This window comes from Lampropedia aestuarii (genome assembly GCF_004803635.1).
GTDB classification, from domain to species: domain Bacteria; phylum Pseudomonadota; class Gammaproteobacteria; order Burkholderiales; family Burkholderiaceae_C; genus Lampropedia; species Lampropedia aestuarii.
In genome coordinates this window covers 62,467-80,335 of sequence record NZ_SSWX01000019.1, presented here as the reverse complement: position 1 = coordinate 80,335, position 17,869 = coordinate 62,467, and the positions used below count along the sequence as shown (strand labels likewise).

16 protein-coding genes and 1 tRNA gene are annotated in these 17,869 nt (G+C 53.3%); 9 read left to right on the top strand and 8 right to left on the bottom strand.

Annotated elements, in window-relative coordinates:
* The first annotated feature begins 225 nt into the window (after positions 1 to 225).
* Positions 226 to 525 (top strand): antibiotic biosynthesis monooxygenase family protein, encoded by a 300-nt coding sequence (locus E8K88_RS13880; protein ID WP_205880095.1) that lies wholly within the window; start codon positions 226 to 228, stop codon positions 523 to 525.
* Between the two features lie 845 nt (positions 526 to 1,370).
* Here the strand turns inward: E8K88_RS13880 and E8K88_RS13875 are convergent.
* Positions 1,371 to 1,631, bottom strand: a complete 261-nt coding sequence (locus E8K88_RS13875) for a hypothetical protein (RefSeq protein WP_136407274.1) — start codon at positions 1,629 to 1,631, stop codon at positions 1,371 to 1,373.
* A gap of 668 nt (positions 1,632 to 2,299) precedes the next feature.
* Between E8K88_RS13875 and E8K88_RS18620 the strand changes: the two genes are divergently transcribed.
* The gene (locus tag E8K88_RS18620; protein ID WP_136407273.1) at positions 2,300 to 2,752 is read left to right on the top strand and encodes a helix-turn-helix domain-containing protein; all 453 of its coding nucleotides are present in this window, start codon (positions 2,300 to 2,302) and stop codon (positions 2,750 to 2,752) included.
* Between the two features lie 519 nt (positions 2,753 to 3,271).
* Here E8K88_RS18620 and E8K88_RS13865 read toward each other — a convergent pair.
* Together E8K88_RS13865 and E8K88_RS13860 are read right to left on the bottom strand one after the other, a co-directional pair.
* Positions 3,272 to 3,348 (bottom strand) — tRNA-Met (locus E8K88_RS13865).
* A 146-nt stretch (positions 3,349 to 3,494) separates the two neighbouring features.
* Positions 3,495 to 4,196, bottom strand: a complete 702-nt coding sequence (locus E8K88_RS13860; RefSeq protein WP_136407272.1) for a hypothetical protein — start codon at positions 4,194 to 4,196, stop codon at positions 3,495 to 3,497.
* Between the two features lie 719 nt (positions 4,197 to 4,915).
* Between E8K88_RS13860 and dusA the strand changes: the two genes are divergently transcribed.
* Positions 4,916 to 5,905 (top strand): tRNA dihydrouridine(20/20a) synthase DusA, encoded by a 990-nt coding sequence (gene dusA, locus E8K88_RS13855; RefSeq protein ID WP_136407271.1) that lies wholly within the window; start codon positions 4,916 to 4,918, stop codon positions 5,903 to 5,905.
* A gap of 290 nt (positions 5,906 to 6,195) precedes the next feature.
* A complete protein-coding gene (locus tag E8K88_RS13850; RefSeq protein ID WP_136407270.1) occupies positions 6,196 to 7,404 on the top strand; it encodes a M20 aminoacylase family protein in 1,209 nt (402 codons plus the stop codon).
* An 81-nt stretch (positions 7,405 to 7,485) separates the two neighbouring features.
* Here the strand turns inward: E8K88_RS13850 and E8K88_RS13845 are convergent, their stop codons facing one another.
* On the bottom strand, positions 7,486 to 8,103 hold the full coding sequence (locus tag E8K88_RS13845) for a glutathione S-transferase family protein (RefSeq protein WP_136407269.1): 618 nt from the start codon (positions 8,101 to 8,103) through the stop codon (positions 7,486 to 7,488).
* 316 nt (positions 8,104 to 8,419) lie between these two features.
* Here E8K88_RS13845 and E8K88_RS13840 point away from each other — a divergent pair, with 316 nt between their 5' ends.
* The 3 genes from E8K88_RS13840 (at position 8,420) to fghA (ending at position 10,798) form a co-directional block, all read left to right on the top strand.
* Positions 8,420 to 8,707, top strand: coding sequence for a metal/formaldehyde-sensitive transcriptional repressor (locus E8K88_RS13840; RefSeq protein ID WP_136407268.1), 288 nt, complete (start codon positions 8,420 to 8,422; stop codon positions 8,705 to 8,707).
* 126 nt (positions 8,708 to 8,833) lie between these two features.
* Positions 8,834 to 9,949, top strand: coding sequence for an S-(hydroxymethyl)glutathione dehydrogenase/class III alcohol dehydrogenase (locus tag E8K88_RS13835; RefSeq protein WP_136407283.1), 1,116 nt, complete (start codon positions 8,834 to 8,836; stop codon positions 9,947 to 9,949).
* An 18-nt stretch (positions 9,950 to 9,967) separates the two neighbouring features.
* Complete coding sequence (gene fghA / locus E8K88_RS13830; protein WP_136407267.1) at positions 9,968 to 10,798, top strand: S-formylglutathione hydrolase; 831 nt, start codon at positions 9,968 to 9,970, stop codon at positions 10,796 to 10,798.
* A 126-nt stretch (positions 10,799 to 10,924) separates the two neighbouring features.
* Here fghA and E8K88_RS13825 read toward each other — a convergent pair whose 3' ends face one another.
* Positions 10,925 to 11,683, bottom strand: coding sequence for a hypothetical protein (locus tag E8K88_RS13825; protein WP_136407266.1), 759 nt, complete (start codon positions 11,681 to 11,683; stop codon positions 10,925 to 10,927).
* Positions 11,684 to 12,241: 558 nt separating this feature from the next.
* On the opposite strand from E8K88_RS13825, the gene E8K88_RS13820 reads away from it, so the two are divergent.
* Both E8K88_RS13820 and xerD read left to right on the top strand, forming a co-directional pair.
* Positions 12,242 to 13,222: a tripartite tricarboxylate transporter substrate binding protein BugE gene (locus E8K88_RS13820; protein ID WP_420813579.1), complete on the top strand. Its 981-nt coding sequence runs from the start codon at positions 12,242 to 12,244 to the stop codon at positions 13,220 to 13,222.
* Between the two features lie 116 nt (positions 13,223 to 13,338).
* Positions 13,339 to 14,244: a site-specific tyrosine recombinase XerD gene (gene xerD / locus E8K88_RS13815; RefSeq protein ID WP_136407265.1), complete on the top strand. Its 906-nt coding sequence runs from the start codon at positions 13,339 to 13,341 to the stop codon at positions 14,242 to 14,244.
* Between the two features lie 27 nt (positions 14,245 to 14,271).
* Here xerD and E8K88_RS13810 read toward each other — a convergent pair whose 3' ends face one another.
* The 3 genes from E8K88_RS13810 to E8K88_RS13800 all read right to left on the bottom strand — a co-directional run bounded on the left by E8K88_RS13810 (position 14,272) and on the right by E8K88_RS13800 (position 16,739).
* The gene (locus E8K88_RS13810; protein WP_136407264.1) at positions 14,272 to 15,303 is read right to left on the bottom strand and encodes a DUF3014 domain-containing protein; all 1,032 of its coding nucleotides are present in this window, start codon (positions 15,301 to 15,303) and stop codon (positions 14,272 to 14,274) included.
* A gap of 165 nt (positions 15,304 to 15,468) precedes the next feature.
* Positions 15,469 to 16,332 (bottom strand): segregation and condensation protein A, encoded by an 864-nt coding sequence (locus E8K88_RS13805; RefSeq protein WP_136407281.1) that lies wholly within the window; start codon positions 16,330 to 16,332, stop codon positions 15,469 to 15,471.
* Between the two features lie 188 nt (positions 16,333 to 16,520).
* Positions 16,521 to 16,739: a DUF3460 family protein gene (locus E8K88_RS13800; RefSeq protein WP_136407263.1), complete on the bottom strand. Its 219-nt coding sequence runs from the start codon at positions 16,737 to 16,739 to the stop codon at positions 16,521 to 16,523.
* Positions 16,740 to 17,869 lie beyond the last annotated feature (1,130 nt).

The following is a 17,869-nucleotide window of genomic DNA, read 5'->3' as shown; positions in this document are numbered from 1 at the left end:
CTTTGAGTCGTGCAGATTTAGGCTGGGTTACAAGAGGTGCCCCAGACATTACAAACAAGCACTATTCCAACCCAATAATGAATGGTGTGAATAACGTTAAAAGGCTGAGCCAGTTGAAGGAAAAAAAGAAGCAATCAACCATTAAAACATAGGAGAAAGAAGAACTTCTTAAATTGCTTTTTCAATCAAAAAATAAATCCACACCAGACCCGAAAGGATCACAAAATGTATGTTGTTATATTCCGTGCAAAAGTTCGAATTTTAGATGAAGAATATTCAAAAGTAGCGAATCGCATGAGGGAACTCGCTTTAACAGAATTTGGCTGCCTTGATTTTCATGCAGTTACCGAAGGCAATCAAGAAGTAGCTCTTTCATATTGGCCAAATGAAGAGTCCATTCGTGCTTGGAAACTTCACTCAGAACACCTATTGGCTCAAAGAACAGGCCAAAAAAATGGTATGAATCATATTCAGTTCAATTGGCTAAAATTACACGCGACTATAAAAATAGACCAACCCAACTGAAGTGATGCTTCAAAGAAAAAGGCTAGCCCCATGACTGGCCTTTTCTTTTCTATCGGGCCATTGATAATTTCTCAAATTGCAATATGGGTAAAATGACAGTTTTCTAGGCTGGCAAATAAATATTATTAAATTCTCAAAAATTGTCAAAATTAGATGTGTGTTAAATTGCCCTTCCGAGACATGTTAGGGCAATTTTTTATTAACGGTCTAATGAATGATTGGAAAAATTGCTAACGTGAATGACCGCAAAACAGTCGCAGGTAAAAGTTAATGGGTTGATTTAATAGCAGTCTGGAGACTGGAGAGAGCATTGATTCATTAGTGATGACACTATTGTAGTGTAGGAGGATATAATGATATTTAATCAGGGCCCCAATGAGAATCTTAAGGTTCAATCCAGAAGTGGAGTCGCGTATTGTCAAATTNATCTTAAGGTTCAATCCAGAAGTGGAGTCGCGTATTGTCAAATTCGCGATTGATGCTGGATTAAGCGGCCATCAATGACAGGCAGTGTGGTGGCGCCGTCAGCACGGAGAAATGCAGCGCTAAGCTAGCTCCCTTTAACTTGCCTGCAGAAGCGAAAGGCCTCTGCAGATTGAGCCGTGCATGTACATCACCTGCCAAATCATGTGCCACTCGCAGCTTTGTCTTGAGCGCCATGCTTGTTGCCTGTTAGCATGGATCATGCGCAGATGCCGCGATGCTGACTTGTGCAAGCGGTTCGCCGATGAATTCACAGTAGGATCTAGTCGTACCAGATAGTCATTGCTAGGAGTCTTGTCTGGATGAGTTGCCCTGGATCAATTGCCAGTGTGCCGGCGATCAGGATGATGGCAGGTGCGTGGTCAGGTGATATGGTTCAGCTTTTTGGTATGGCCACTTTGGGTGGCTAATAGCAGGCTCCAGATGGCGAGTTCACGCTCATTGGCTTTGCGCACGGGCACATAGGTGGGAGTATTCAACCCATCAGCACATTGATTTGCCGCCCACACCCAGCCATTCATGACCAGCTCACCGTCCAGCAAATCCCATAGGCAGCAACGAAAAATAATCTGGGCCTCCTGCGCGGTAACTGTCAGACCTGATGATAGCGTGATATCAATCATTGAACTCCCTTTGAGAGACCCTGCTGCAATGGCTGCAGGTGTGGCACAAGGCCGAATGTGTTGGCTTGGTTTGCACACGGGCATGGCTAGAGCTCGGGTAGGCAGCAGCTAGCTGTACCTGTGGCACTTACAACATCATGTACATGCGTGTACAGTGAGATGATCAGCATCGAAGCTGCATAAACTCACCGCAATAGAGCATGCACTGGGCATAATAGACAGTGCGAAGTATTAGCCAGCGATCTCGTTGACCTGATCGTCTTGGCTGCACTGAAGAGTTGGTTTAAGAATGTGCTTTGCGCAATTGCGAGTATCGGCTCGCTTGGCCGCTTGAGCACTTTTTATTTCAAATATGGTTTGGTGCAGGCTTGGTTCGTTGCATGGTAGTGGTTCATTCTCAATGGCCGGGAGGCACAGGTGTTTGGCTTGGTTCGATTGCTGCATAAGCAGGCTTAAAGGCCATTGCTGCTCACTTCGTTGGCGGCGTGTCCAAGCAATCGTTGGTCGATGAGTCGATTAGTCGGTCAATTGGCCAGTTGGCCATGCAATCCTCCTCATTGTTAGCGAGGCTGATGCGTGTGTGTTGTATGTGGTAGTTGATGCTCGGCTGTAGTTCGGCTGATTATGGTGCAATTTATTGCTTTGTGCAATATATTTTGGTGAAATAAATGGGAATTTCTTTGCGGCTGCAAGAGGAGCGAAAGCGTTTGGGCCTCACTCAAGAGGCGGCAGCTGCTCGGCTTGATGCAACAAAACGATCTGTCATCAACTGGGAGGGTGGTGCTGCGCTACCAGGCGCCGAGGTACTTGCGCGGTATGCAGAGCTGGGCGCTAATGTGCTCTACATTCTCACGGGTCAACGCGATAGTTCCCAGCCCCAAATTGCTTCAGAACAAGTACTCATTGATAGTTATCGCCGCTGTTCGGTCCAGGCGCAGCGCAATTTGCTGCAAACAGCCACTCTTTTGGCTGGCAGCGCTGACTCTAATGAACAGCAATCTACTAGCCAAACCAGCACATACAGCAGTTCAGGCAGCAATATGCCTGTGCCTGATGTGGATAGTCCTAACGCAGCAAAGGCCAGGCAAGTCAGAAAGCGCGCGACTAAGATGGACAAATGATTGCATAGGCCCGTAAGCGGCGCGAACTGCCCCAATCAATGCTGCAGCGATGAGCACTGGGGCACGGAGCAGCTCGGTCAATCCCATGTCGGTCTTTAGAAACATGCTTTCTTCACCATAGAGATGGACTATGGAGGCCTTCTACTGCTCAAGGTGTCTGTCGGTTGTGCTGCGCACCGATAAAATTGACGCCTCCTGCGAGCTTGTTCAAAGTCTCGACGCAGTCTCGCAAGGCACAAAAAGAGGCAGTACAAGACGCCTGTGGCAGCTGAACCATCTGTATGAGCACAACGGGCAACGCAGTCATGCGTTTTATTGTGCCTTGCCCTTCGGGTGGCGCCCAAAAGGCACGCTGCCTTGTTAAAAATCCTCGCCGGGCAGATAGGCCGACTGCGATTTTTGCTGCGCATCGTATCCTTTTGGGCTCCAACGCGGTCTGCGTGGAGACTTAGAACAGGCTCTGAGAGGGAATATCCAAATAAAAAGGAGCTGCGCCGTAAGACGCAACCCCTTTGATTTTGGTGGCGCATCCCTGATTCGAACAGGGGACCTGCGGATTATGATTCCGTCGCTCTAACCAGCTGAGCTAATGCGCCTTTTAATAGAGGCGAAATTCTACTGTAATTTTCGCCATTCATGAACAAGCCGTAGTGATTTTTTGGTTTGTTGGCTATGCACACATCTATTTCGTGATCGGCGTGGAGGTTCTGAGCACGTTCTTATGGAGGGGGACCAATCGAGGTCAAAAGAAAAGCCACTTGAAAGTGACTTGGCTGAATAGATTGGGTAACTGTTTGCGTCTGCGGGTCATTGCTGCGCCAGCAGCTCCGATGACACCGGCTAGGCCCATGAGGCCGAATGCGCCAAGTGTAGGGACTGGGGTTGCGCGAGTAGGAGTGGTTGGCTCTTCTTCAACGCAAGGAGCGGGAAGTCCTGCGCAGACCGTCAAAGAGTCCCCGTCTTCAGGTGTGCCCCAAGTCCACTTATATCGACCCACATCAATCCCAATCGTCTCAAGCGTTTGATTCTCAAAAGTCATGGAAAAATCAATTAGGATTGGCAGAGCAGCACTTCCATCAAAGGCAATTAAAGTTCGATCGAGAACTAGGTTCCCACCTGAATATTGATTGGCTACTGTGTATCTACCCGGACCAATATAGCCTGGCCCAATGGTCTTAGGACCTTCCATGCCCTGATACACCGCCAGCTCATTTGAATGGGCTGCTATATAGGCTGTTAATGGCCGCATTCGATACACTCCGGCACTACCTGCAGGCGGGTTTGTTGAATGGGATCGCCTCAATCCATTTCTTGTATCTATTGATCCACTGCCCTTTAAGACAACATCGTCGCCAACCTGGTCAATCGTTATTACAACTGCAGCTTGGGCGCTTAAAGAGCCAGCAAACAGGACGGCGGCAAGAATTCTCGAAAGATGTTTCATATTGCACTCCGTTGTCAGGGTTTGGGTCACTTTAACAAGTCGTTGCTGCAATGTCTATGCGGGCTTTGGTAGGGGGCGCTCTTGCGCAGCCAGCCGGATTGGTGCAGGCAGACATGAAAAAGCCCGCGTGGTGCGGGCTTGGGAGCTTTTCTGTCTGGTTCATTAGGATCCATTGGGATCGGATCTTCATAACGCGGATGAAGAATGTTTTATTTATCAATAAATTCTTCGTAGTCCTTAGGGAACCTCTCAAAACCCCAACCTCGAAAAATTCGCATCAAATAAATCAATGAGTTGCAGGCGATGAACTCGCGTTTTTAGGGGTTACGAGAGGTGCCCGGTAGTGGATCGCCCACGACTTAAAGCTTACGACTGCGCCCTGGATACGCCAAAAGATCGAACTTAGAAGCGCTGCGTGGTGTGATCACGGTTGCAATTCAAACCATCTTGGCTTAGGTTGGGTTTTGAGAGGTTCCGTAAATATAATAACGCCGGATTTTTGATGCGCACTTGCGCAAACCAGCCCTCGCAGCGCTTTGTGATTGTTGCCATTTCTAGGGCTTGTGAGCTGATACCCGGCCATCAAAAAAACGGTGCATCAAAGTGCATATGATGCGCGCACTGATGCACTTTTGACCCAGAAATACCCGGTTATATCCTGTTTTTCAATTGTTCAGTTTTTGACTGTTAGATTTAATATTGTTTAAAAACAATAAGTTATGAGTAATTACAATCCATGGCGCTTGTCCGTCGCCCCGATGCTGGACTGGACGGATCGCCATTGCCGTTATTTTCATCGGTTGTTGAGCCAGCATGCGCGGCTGTATACCGAGATGATCCATGTTGGCGCGATTTTGCATGGGGGTGCAGAGCGTTTTTTGCGTTACGACGAAGCAGAGCACCCATTGGCCTTGCAGCTCGGTGGCAGTGAACCCAGGGATTTGGCCGCTTGCGCCAAGTTGGCTGAGCAATGGGGCTATGACGAGGTCAATATCAATTGTGGCTGTCCGAGTGAGCGCGTGCAGCGTGGCAGCTTTGGGGCCTGTTTGATGGCAGAGCCTGCGTTGGTTGCTGATGGCGTCAAAGCCATGTTGGATGCCTGCAATATCGCTGTCACAGTCAAGCACCGCATTGGTCTGGATAAGAACGAGGATTACGCGCCGGTGCGTGATTTTGTTGGCGTGCTGGCCGATGCCGGTTGCCAAACATTCATTGTGCATGCGCGCAATGCATGGCTTAAAGGCTTGAGTCCCAAAGAAAACCGCGATATTCCACCGCTGCGCTACGCAGTGGTGCACCAGTTGAAAAAAGACTTTCCAGCGTTGACTTTTGCCACCAACGGTGGCTTGCAGACCAATGCACACATTGCCGAGCAACTCGAACATGTGGATGGCGTGATGGTGGGGCGCCAGGCCTACCACCATCCGTGGGATTTGACGACCTGGGATGCCACTTTTTTTGGTGCTGCGCCTTTTACGCGCAGCCGTGATGAGGTCGAATTGGACATGGTCGCCTACATGGAGCGCGAGGTCGCGCGTGGCGTACCTGTGCTGAGTATGGCGCGCCATATGCTGGGGCTGCGCAATGGCATTTCGGGCGCACGCGCCTGGCGCCAAGTCTGGAGTGACCATAAGCGCAAAGCGCTGCCCCCTAGAGAAATCCATCAACAGGCCATGGAAGCTGCCGCCTTGTACCGCGTCGGTGATTAAGGCACTGAGAACCTGTTTACGATCTTTTCGCAGACCGCGTTGGAGTCCAAAAGGATGCGGTGTGTGGCAAAAACTGCAGTCGGGCTATCTGCCTGGCGAGGATTTTTAACAAAATAGCGTGCCTTTTAGACTCCAATCCGAAGTGCAAGGCTCAAAAAAGCGCATTACTGCGTTGCCTCTTTTTTGTGCCTTGCGCGACTGCGAAAACATCGCAAATAGGTTCTGAGATTGCACGCCTTTGATTACACCCTAGAATCAGGCGGTCTACTATGTTTGTGAGAAGTGAATCCATGAAACCCATTGATGCCATTATTGCCCGCCACGCTGAATTGACGGCGATTCGCCGCGATTTCCATGCCCATCCTGAGCTGGCATTTGAAGAGCATCGCACCTCCGATGTGGTTGCGCAGAAATTGCAGGATTGGGGCATTGAGGTGCACCGCGGTTTGGCTGGTACGGGCGTGGTTGGGGTGATTCGCGGCGCGCTGACAGATGCCAGTACGGCTCGGCGTATGGTTGGGCTGCGCGCCGATATGGATGCGCTGCCAATGCACGAAACCAACGCGTTTGCCCATGCGAGCACCATCCCAGGTCGCATGCATGCCTGCGGCCATGATGGCCATACGACGATGCTGTTGGGTGCGGCGCAAGAGCTGGCGCAGTCACGCGACTTTGCGGGCTCAGTGGTGGTGATTTTCCAGCCGGCCGAAGAGTTTGGTGGTGGCGCCCAAGTGATGCTGCAGCAAGGCTTGCAAGAACAGTTCCCGATGGAGGCGGTGTTCGGCATGCACAATATGCCAGGCATTGCGGCGGGCACGTTTGCGCTCTCACCTGGCCCTGTATTGGCATCGAATAGCGAGTTCAAAATCCGCATCCAAGGCAAAGGCGGTCATGCAGCAATGCCGCATTTGGCCGTTGATCCGATTTGGGTCGCGGGCCAGTTGATCCCAGCGCTGCAAGGGGTTGTCAGCCGCAATAAAGCGCCGCTGGAAGCTGCAGTGGTGTCAATCACTACCATCCATGCAGGTGATACTTTCAATGTGATTCCAGGTGAATGCTTGATGAGCGGCACTGTGCGTGCTTATACCAAAGACACGTTGGACTTGGTCGAGCGCCGCATGGGTGAGGTGGTTGCAGGGATTGGTTTGGCCAATGGTGCGCAATGCAGCCTGGAGTTCAACCGCATTTACCCGTCGACCATCAACCATCCGCGTGAAACAGCATTTGCGCGTGGCGTGCTGGCGCAGATGCTGCCACCTGAGCAGCTGATTGACCAAGCCCCCATCATGGCTGCGGAAGACTTTGCATTTATGCTGGAGAAGATTCCTGGCTGCTACGCCTTCATTGGCAATGGCGATGGCCAGCACCGCGAAGCAGGCCATGGCCAAGGACCTTGTTTCGTACACAACGCCAGCTACGACTTCAACGACGCCATTTTGCCGCTGGGCGCCAGTTATCTGGTGCATGTGGCGCGGCAGTGGCTGGGCGCTGCGGTTTAATCCCACCCCACGCAGGCACACCGTGTTGGCTGGTAGATGCGGCACTGCGCAAGCAGCGCCGCTACAGCAGTTTGCTTGGCTTCAGGTCATGGCCGTCATGACCGCTTTCTGGTAAGCGGGGCGCTCGCACAGGCTGGCGTACCAGCGCGATAAGTGCTCAAGGGCAGGTCGCTCGACTGGCAAAGAGAACCATGCATAAGCAATGCACCCAAGTGGAATATCGCCTACGCCCAGATGCTTGCCAGATAAAAAGGCTTGGTGCTGCAGTGCAGTATTTGCTAACTGCATTAGCCGGGCGCATTCTTTCTCGCCGCGCTGGATCTCCGCATCGCTGCGTTGCTCAGGTGGGCAGCGCAGCATATTCCAAACCAGATCGCGCAGCGGGCCTGCAAAAGACAGCGAGGCCCAATCCATCCATTGGTCGGCTTGTGCCCAATCCGCAGGGGAGACGGGTGTAAACGGCTCCTGGCCGTATTGTCTGGCGAGGTAGCGGACGATCGCATTGGACTCCCACACAATCAGATCACCATCCTGCAGGCATGGGATCAGGCCATTGGGATTCATAGCACGGTACTCTGGCTCATTGACAAGGCCAAATGCGCCGCCAGCATTGATGTGCTCATAAGCAAGCCCAAGCTCTTCGGCGCACCACAACACCTTGCGTACATTGCTTGAATTGATACGGCCCCAAATTTTCATGCGGATCCTGTGTTGGTTAGATGGAGTGATCGCCCGCGCTGGCACGTGCGCGCTGGCATTTTCAATGCGCAGCCATGCGGCGCTTGAACTGGCAGCCAAAATTGTAGCTGGATCGTTGCTCCCACGTGGGCTTGGGCGTTGGTGAGGCCGTTGCGCCGCATCTAGGCCATGCACAACCAGGCACGCGACCCATCAGGCGGCAAGGCATTCATGCTGTGCGCTACAAATAAAATATACTGGTAGGGGGTATTAAGATATACTCCCTGCCTGTATCATTGGATGCCGTTTCCATCGCCTTCAACGCACAGCCAAAGCCATGCCCCATTCAGCTGAAGATAAAAAGCGCGTGATCACGCGTTTGCGCCGTATCAAAGGCCAGACCGAAGCACTAGAGCGTGCTGTCGACGCCGGCTCAAGTTGCAATGATTTATTGCAGCAGCTGGCGGCACTGCGTGGCGCAACCAATGGCTTGATGGCCGAGGTGCTCGATAGCCATTTGCGTGAAACATTTTTACGCCAAGATGGCGCAGCTCAAAAGGGTCTGCTGACACCTGATGAAGAAATTGACCAATTGATGAAAATTATCAGAAGCTATCTGAAATAGTGTCCAAGGCCCATGCCAGTGTGGTTACTGGATGGCCTTTGAAAACGATAGGCGGGTCCCTGATGGCGCAACGCGCAGCCCTGCCTTCATCCCTTGTCTCGACTGAATAAACGCAAAGGAATAATGATGAAATCTCGTGCTGCAGTGGCCTTTGGTCCAGGACAACCGCTCCAAATCGTGGAAATTGACGTGGCTGCGCCTAAAAAAGGCGAAGTCCTGATCCGTATTACCGACACGGGCGTTTGCCATACCGATGCATTCACGCTGTCTGGTGAAGATCCAGAAGGCCTGTTTCCTGTGGTACTGGGCCATGAAGGTGCTGGTGTCGTGGTCGAAGTGGGTGAGGGCGTGACCAGCGTCAAGCCGGGCGACCACGTTATTCCGCTCTACACCGCTGAGTGCCGTGAATGCGAGTTCTGCAAATCTGGCAAAACCAATCTGTGTGTGGCCGTGCGCGCGACACAGGGCAAGGGCGTGATGCCTGACGGCACCAGCCGTTTTTCCTACAACGGCGAACCCATCTACCATTACATGGGCTGCTCCACCTTCAGTGAGTACACCGTGGTTGCCGAAGTGTCACTGGCCAAGATCAACCCCGATGCCAACCCGGAGCAAGTCTGCTTGCTAGGCTGCGGCGTCACGACTGGCATTGGCGCAGTGCACAACACAGCCAAAGTGCAAGAGGGTGACAGCGTGGCGGTGTTCGGCTTGGGGGGAATTGGTTTGGCTGTGATTCAAGGCGCACGCCAGGCCAAAGCGGGGCGCATCATTGCGATTGACACCAACCCGGCCAAATTTGAATTGGCCAAAACCTTTGGTGCGACCGACTGTATCAACCCCAAAGACTTCGACAAGCCGATTCAACAAGTCATTGTTGAGATGACCGGCTGGGGCGTGGACCATTCGTTTGAATGCATCGGGAATGTGCAGGTGATGCGCGCCGCGCTCGAATGCGCACACCGCGGCTGGGGACAGTCGGTGATCATCGGTGTGGCTGGTGCGGGTCAGGAAATCTCGACCCGACCTTTCCAGCTGGTGACTGGTCGCCGTTGGCTTGGCACGGCCTTTGGTGGTGTCAAAGGCCGCACGCAATTGCCTGGCATGGTCGAAGATGCAATGGAAGGCAAGATCGATCTGGCACCCTTTGTGACCCACACGATGGGCCTTGATGAGATCAACCATGCATTTGATCTGATGCATGAAGGCAAGTCCATCCGCTCGGTGATCAAATACCAGGCCTGATGGCCGCAAGGAGACACTATGGAGCGAATTGAACAACACGCTAGCTGGGGCGGCCGCCAGGAAGTCTGGCAGCACGCATCCAGCAGCTTGGGTGTGGCTATGAAGCTGGGTGTGTATTTGCCGCCTGCAGCGCTGGCTGGTCAGGCTTGCCCGGTGCTCTACTGGCTTTCGGGCCTGACTTGCACCGAGCAAAATTTCATCACCAAAGCGGGCGCACAGCAGTTTGCTGCCGAGCACCAGGTCATTTTGGTGGCACCGGATACCAGCCCACGCGGAGAAGGCGTTGCCAACGACGAGGCCTATGATTTAGGGCAGGGTGCAGGTTTTTATCTGAATGCCACGCAGGCACCTTGGTCAACGCACTATCGCATGGAAGACTATATTGCGCATGAGCTGCCGGCCTTGATCGCCAGGCATTTTTCTGTGACTGGCAAGCAAGGTATTTTTGGCCACAGCATGGGCGGCCATGGGGCCTTGACTTTGGCGTTGCGCCATCCCGGTCTGTACCAGAGCGTATCGGCGTTCTCTCCTATCGTCGCACCGGCGCAAGTGCCTTGGGGGCAGAAGGCATTTGCGGCCTACTTGGGCGATGATCGCCAGGCTTGGGCTGCGCACGATGCTGTTGCGTTGCTGGCTACAGCAGCAGAGCGATTGCCCTTGCTGGTTGACCAAGGCGATGCCGATGATTTTTTGGCCTCGCAGCTGCAGCCGCAGCTGCTGCAAGCCGCAGCAGATGCGACCGGCCATCCGCTGCAGTTGCGTTTGCAGCCTGGCTATGACCATAGTTACTACTTCATTGCCAGCTTCATCGGTGAGCATATCGCCCACCATGCCAGGTATTTGAAGTAGACCAATTTGAAACTTGAAGCTGGTCAGCCGGTGTTCGGCTGCCATCTTGCGCAGGCTGCTTGAGTGGCGCGTGCGCGCGCTGTGAACCCTTCATCAGGCCACCTCAATCCGAGGTGGCCTTGGTGTTTAAACTCTGGCGTTGGTCGCAGAGTGCTTGCGCAAAGCCAGCAAAACACGGGCCTGACCAATGAACAATGCAATGTAAGCCAAGAGCTCGGCCCACTCTTCTAGCAGCTGAGCACTGCCTTCATCCAGGCCGCTGATATGCATGCCCATATGCCCTTCAGCGGCAGTGGACACTAGAAAACAGGCGACGAATAGACTGAACTCCAGCAATGGAATGGCATTGGCGCGCCACAGCACAGGCAAAAGCCGATCGAGTCGCCAGCGTAAAGCGGCTGCCAACTGGCCGACGACCAGGAGCACCAATACAGGGGAGACTAAAGGCTTGTAGAACAATTGTTGGGTGGAAGAGAAGATCGGACCTGTGATCGGGTCCATATACAAGGGCATCAGCAAGACCGCACCCCAGCTCAGCTCGCGCAGCGCCATCACAAACCAAATGGGAGTAATGACCCACCAAAATGCCTTATTGGGCTGCCTGCCGGTATTTGTTGCCTCTGCATAAGCCCAGCAGCCGCCAAATAGCAAAATTACCACTTGCGTGTTTTCTAATAAACCGTTTTCCCAGCCCAGTACTGGCGGCAAATGCGGCGCTGAGTAGTAGCCACCTATGAGTGCAAGGGCTGTGCCGATCAGCAGGGCGAGTTTGCCTTTGGTGGTGCAGAAATATTGAAATGGGCTCAGTAATGGTGTCATTGTCGAAATCACCGCAAACGCAGAGGTGATTGGTTTGGTTGGGATGTACACGGCAAGCGTTGCCATTGGCATGCGCCAAGGTCTTTTGCCAGCGCTTAACCTGAGGGCTAAAGCACCTACGATCGCGAAGGATTATCGGACTAGCGGAGGTGGATGCCGGCTTGGCGGGAAATTATTTTGTGCTGAAATGCAATGGAAGTGTGCACGCAGCGGCTTTGCACACGGATAAGGCATTGACTGGTGCTGTGCCCGCTTTGTGTGGGAGTCGCTTTGCCAAAGCAGCGCATAGGATGGCAAAAAATGCTTTTTATCTGCTCACAATTTCTGCTTTGGTTTCAATGCCAAAGGCCCATGGAGCAAGCTTGCTGACCTCTGGAGGCGCGTGAACAACTAGCCCAAGCGCAACACGTTGAGGTATAGCCAGAACATGCCAGACAATCGCTTGGCCTGAGACCGCGGAGCGGTGTAAATCCACTCTGCAGGTCTGCGAGTCAGTGTGCGGAAAAACCTGCGAGGCACTTCTGGTAAAGGGTAATTCCTGTTTGGCATATGAATATTTGATATTAAAAATACCCTGTTTGCTTTAGTTAACTTTGGTTCACTTTAGAGGGTCTGTGTATGAATATTTCGCGCCGCAATTGCTTGGCCGCAGCCGCTACTGTAATGCTCGGCTTGACTGCCATGGGCTCTGCCATGGCTCAGTCGAATTACCCGAATAAACCGATCCGTTTGATCGTGCCTTTTGCTGCTGGCGGCACCACAGACATCATTGCCAGGGCCATCTCTGAGCCGCTGGGCAAAGAGCTGGGCCAGGCCATTGTGGTGGAAAACAAGGGCGGCGGCGGCGGCGTCATTGGCGCAGCGGAAGCGGCACGTGCGGCCCCTGATGGCTATAGCCTGAGTGTGGCGACCGTTTCGACGACGGCTTCTAATCCTGCGATCAATCCTGCGATCACCTATAACCCCTTGACCGACTTCACTCCGGTGATCAATATGGCTGCGACCCCCAACGTGGTGGTGGTCCATCCGTCCTTCCCAGCAAAAACCTACGCAGAGTTTGTCAAGGAAGTCTCTAGCAACCCAGGTAAATACTCATACGCCTCGTCTGGTACGGGCGGCATTGGCCACTTGCAGACAGAGTTGTTCAAGTCGTTGGTGAATCTGGACATGCAACACATCCCATACCGTGGCGCTGGCCCAGGGCTCAACGATGCAGTCGCAGGCCAGGTACCGATCATGTTCGACAATCTGCCCTCGGCATTGCCATTTATCACCAGTGGTCGTTTGCGCGCCATCGTCGTAGCTGCGCCTGAGCGCGTGGCGGCGATTTCTGATGTGCCCACTTTCAATGAGGTGGGTCTGGAGCCCGCCAACCGCATGGCCTACTATGGCATTCTGGGGCCTAAAGACCTGCCGCCAGACATTGTTGAAAAACTCAATTCCGCGTTGAAAAAAGTGCTGGCTGAGCCCGCCGTGGCCAAGCGCATTGAAGATACGGGCTCAATCGTTGTGGCCAATTCGCCAGCCGAATTTGCCAAACAGATCCAAGAAGAGTTTGAGGTCTACAGCGACGTGGTGAAAAAGCAAAACCTCAAACTGGAATAATCGAGCCTCAGTTCTGCGCATGTGTTCGATTGGCGTGGCATGATGGAGCGTTCATTGGCCATCTTGATAGCCGATGCGAAGCAATGCTTTGCATCGGCTTTTTACATCCCCACACTATGCGCATTTCCGAGCAGAATCAGGCACTGATTGATCGTTTCATTGACGATATATGGTTGCATGAAGGGCTTTCGCGCAATACCTTGTATGCGTATCGCAAAGACTTGGAACTGTTTGCGCTTTGGCTGCAAACGCAAGAGCACGGCCACAGCCTAGCGGCAGTCACTGAGAGCGTTTTGCACGCATTTTTTGCTGCCCAACATGCGCACACCAAGGCGACTACAGCAAACCGACGCCTGACGGTGTTTAAACGCTTGTACCGCTGGGCTTTGCGCGAAGGTCTGGTGCAACAAGACCCGACCGCCCGCATGCTGGCTGCCAAACAAGCGCTGCGTGTGCCCAAAACCATGTCAGAAGCCCAGGTGGAGCTGTTGTTGAGTGCTCCAGATGTGGCAGAGCCGCTGGGCCTGCGTGACAAGGCCATGCTGGAGCTGATGTATGCCAGTGGCTTGCGTGTGAGTGAGCTGGTGACTTTAAAAAGCTACCAGCTGCGCATGGCTGAAGGGGTATTGCATGCGCATGGCAAGGGCAATAAAGAGCGTTTGGTGCCGTTTGGTGCCGTGGCCCAGCACTGGCTCGCTCGCTACGCCACAGAGGCGAGGGCGCTTATTTTGGCAGGACAAATCAGCGATGATTTTTTTGTTACTGCCCGCGGCCAAGGCATGAGCCGGGTGATGTTCTGGATTTTGGTGAAAAAGTACGCGCAATTGGCTGGCATCACACAGTCCCTGTCTCCGCATACATTACGCCATGCGTTTGCCACGCATTTGCTCAACCACGGTGCGGATTTGCGCGCCGTGCAAATGTTGCTGGGCCATACCGATATATCGACGACGACGATTTACACGCATGTTGCGCGCGAGCGCCTCAAAAGCCTGCATGCCAGCCACCATCCGCGGGGCTGACACGCTGACGGCTGGCGAGCTGATACGCTAGCGTGTACCGGAGACCACTTCACCGCGCTGCAAGGTGGTTTGAGCGGGGGCTGCGGTGCTGGCAATCGCACTGCGCAGCTCACGCAATTTGCTCTTGACCTTGCGCGCATTGTCTGGACCCATGCGCACCAGGATTTTTTGTCCAGCAGACAGCGCTTCAAGCTGCGGGTCTTCAAACTGGTAGCGCACCCAAGGTTGTTCGGACGGGATTTGGCCGCGCACCGGCATCAGGTTGACATGTGGGTTGAGTGGCTCAGGTGCGAGCAGCAAGTGGTCGATCACCGCGATCAAACGGTCATTGAAATACCGGTTTGGGTAGCCCAAATCTTCATAGGCCTGCTGAAACAGCGGATAGAAGTGTTTGTAGTCCTTGGCGGCTTGGTCGACATTGAGGTTTTCCATGAACTGCACAGCCAGGTTGTAGCGCGCGCTATTGGCTTGCGCGATGCGGGTTTCGGTGCCGCCTTCTCCTTCTTGTACCGTGAAACGTGGATCAGTGGGGAAGACTGGCCACATGGCCGAAGGCGCGCGTGCGCTCGTAAGGTTGTCGACAGTCGCCACAAAGCGGCGCACGAATTGCTCGTTGCGAATCATGCTGCGGGCCTGCTGTGTCACACCCCAGGCACTGAGTGCGTTGCTGATGCTGCTATCTGAGTTCTCCAGTGTCGGCAATGGGCTGCTGGCCAGTTCGATCGGCGCTTCAATCGGATTGAGCGGCTCTTCGGCCTCTAGCGGCAAGGCATTGTCTGGCACTTGCTCTGGTGTTGTGGGGTCCTTGGCAGCCAGCTCGCTTGCATTGAGCTGATCGTCTTCAGTGGCAGCATGGGTCGTTTGACTGCCTGAAATCAAGGCTTGCGCATTGGTTTGGAGGTTTTGCAGTTCACGCTTGGCATCTTCGGGTGAGCGCCAAACCCACCAGCCGACAGCCACTATGGCCACAATGAGCAGGGCCAGTAGTCCCCAAAACAATGGCCGTGAGCGGCGACTGTGTTCGAGCCCTTGTGCGTTGGCACGGATGCGTTGCCCCATAAAAATTCACCTTTAAAGCGTGATGCAAGCCAATGTTGCGAGAAGGAAAAGAAGCGACTCTTGTGAATGGATATACAGATGCTGATTGTGCCAAAGTGGTTCCGTTCTGTCTAAGAGCCTGTTCAAGATCTCCAGCGCGGTTGGCGTGCAGATGGCAAACAGTCTCTACGCCTGCGCTGTGGCCATTGCTGCAGGCGACACCTCGGACTCGCCATCGCTTTGTCGGCAGGCCATCACATAAATCGGCGCAAAGGCCTCGGCCTGGGTGATCTCAATCAGCGTCTCCTTGGCCAGCTCCAGCATCGCAATAAAGGTCACTACCAACACGGGCAGGCCCAGCTCTGGGCGGAAGAGGGCTTCAAAGGGCGCATAGGGTCGGTCTTTGAGATCGCGTAATACCTGGCTCATGTATTCGCGCACGCTCAGCTTTTCACGCGTGATGGTGTGGTGCGCCATCAACTGGCTGCGTTTGACAATCGCCAGCCAAGCACGGCGTAGGTCATCTGGCGAGACGCTGGGCAGCTCGGGCTCAAGTTGCAAATCAAAAAAGGCCTGCGGAGTCCAGAAGTCGCGGCCGTCTTGCGGCAACATATCAAGCTGGCGTGCTGCCATCTTGGTTTTTTCGTATTCCAGCAAACGCCGCACCAATTGGGCGCGGGGGTCTTCTTCCTCGGCTTCTTGTGCTGCGGGCGGGCGGGGCAGCAGCATGCGTGATTTGATCTCAATCAGCATAGCGGCCATCAGCAGGTATTCGGCTGCCAACTCCAGATTGCGTGAGCGAATTTCTTGCACATAGCCCATGTACTGCTGCGTCAGCGGCACCATTGGAATGTCAAGGATGTTGAAGTTCTGCTTGCGAATCAGGTAGAGCAGCAAGTCCAATGGGCCTTCAAAGGCCTCTAGGAAGATCTCCAACGCATCGGGTGGAATATACAGGTCTGCGGGCAGTTCAAACAAGGGCTCGCCATACAGGCGCGCCAAGGCTGAAGCTTGGGCTTGCTCTGCGTGGGCAATGGTGTTTTCACGCACGGCGTCCGCATCGGGCTCGGTTTGAAAATCAGGCTCCAGGACTTCAGACACGTTCACGCCTCAAGGTTCGTGTGACAGCGCAACAAACAGATTGCGCAGGCCATTGCTTGTATTGGCAAATGGGCTGGCCCAAGTGCGATGGCCAATGGCGGCGGGCAAGACGCATGGCCTGCCTGCCGCAGTGCCGCTTAGCTTTGATCGGCTTCGGTATTGGTTTGGTAGACGTAGGGTTTTTGCGGCACTTCGCCAGCGCGGTAATCGGCCCAGACTTGTGGGCTGACGCGTTTGTCCCAAAGCAAGCTGCGGCCTTCCTGTTGCTGTGCTTCCAGGTACGGACGGTCGGCCTTGAGTTTGTCTAAGAACTGCGTGGCTTCAGACTTGTAGTGGGGGCGTTGAAAGAATGACATGGATTCTCGCTGTGTTATCTCAATGGACAGGTGCTCAGTAGCAACGCGTATTCTAGCTGCCAGATGCATTGTGCGGGCCAAATCCGACAAATAGATTGCCCGCGCCTTGCGGACAGCAGCCATGTTGACCAGTTGCCTGTCACTGTGGTGGTAAGCCAGTTTGATGGCCCATGGAGGAGACGCCATTTCATATGCAAGCAGGCAAGGCGTATGCAGAAGCCATGCCGCTTAGCTCAAAAATGTGATGTGTCATGTTGCATCTTTTAATAAGTGAATGATTTTTATGATGATTTTGAAGTAATGCACAAAAAATGTGGATAACTTTGTGGGTAACTTTGGGATTAAGCCCGATGAGCGACTTTGCGCCTCTGGTGGATGGCGGGTTTGTTACGTTGCCTATTTTTTAATCAAAAAATTGATTTTTTAAAAACAGCTTAATAATTAATAGGTTACGGCATTTTTTTTAAAAGCAAGAATGACACTGCCATGACAGCTTCACGATGATTGCAACATTCTTTGCATGCTCAATGTATGTGCATAACTGCGTTTTTAATCGTCTTAAAAAGACTGTTTTTGGTTTTTGTGTGCGAATTGTGTGCTATAGAAATTCTGTGAAGCGCCCAGTCGTTGTGTGAGGTCAGAGTCTGGCAATTTGCTGCGCCAGTCTTGTGCCGCATAGCGGCGCTTAGAGTCTGCTCAAAGTTTCCACGCAGACCGCGTTGGAGCCCAAAAGGATACGATGCGCGGCAAAAACCGCAGTCGGGCTATCTGTCCGGCGAGGATTTTTAACAAGGCAGCGTGCCTTTTGGGCTCCAACCCGAAGGGCAAGGCACAACAAAGCGCATGGCTGTGTTGCCCGTTGTGCTCATACAGGCGTATGCGCTGCAACAGGCGTCTTGTATTGCCTCTTTTTTTGTGCCTTGCGCGACTGCATCGAGAGTTTGAACAGGCTCTTACGGCCTGCAGAATGCCTAGCCGCCCGTGCTGATGCCGCACTCTGGCCGGCCATGTGGGCTCTACAGAACTTGCATCGGGGCGTCAGTGCTCCAGGGAGGGGGGCAGATTGTTGACCCTCAAGCGGCAGCCAACATGGTCAATGCAATAAAACAATTGGGCTTGCCTGCGTCAGG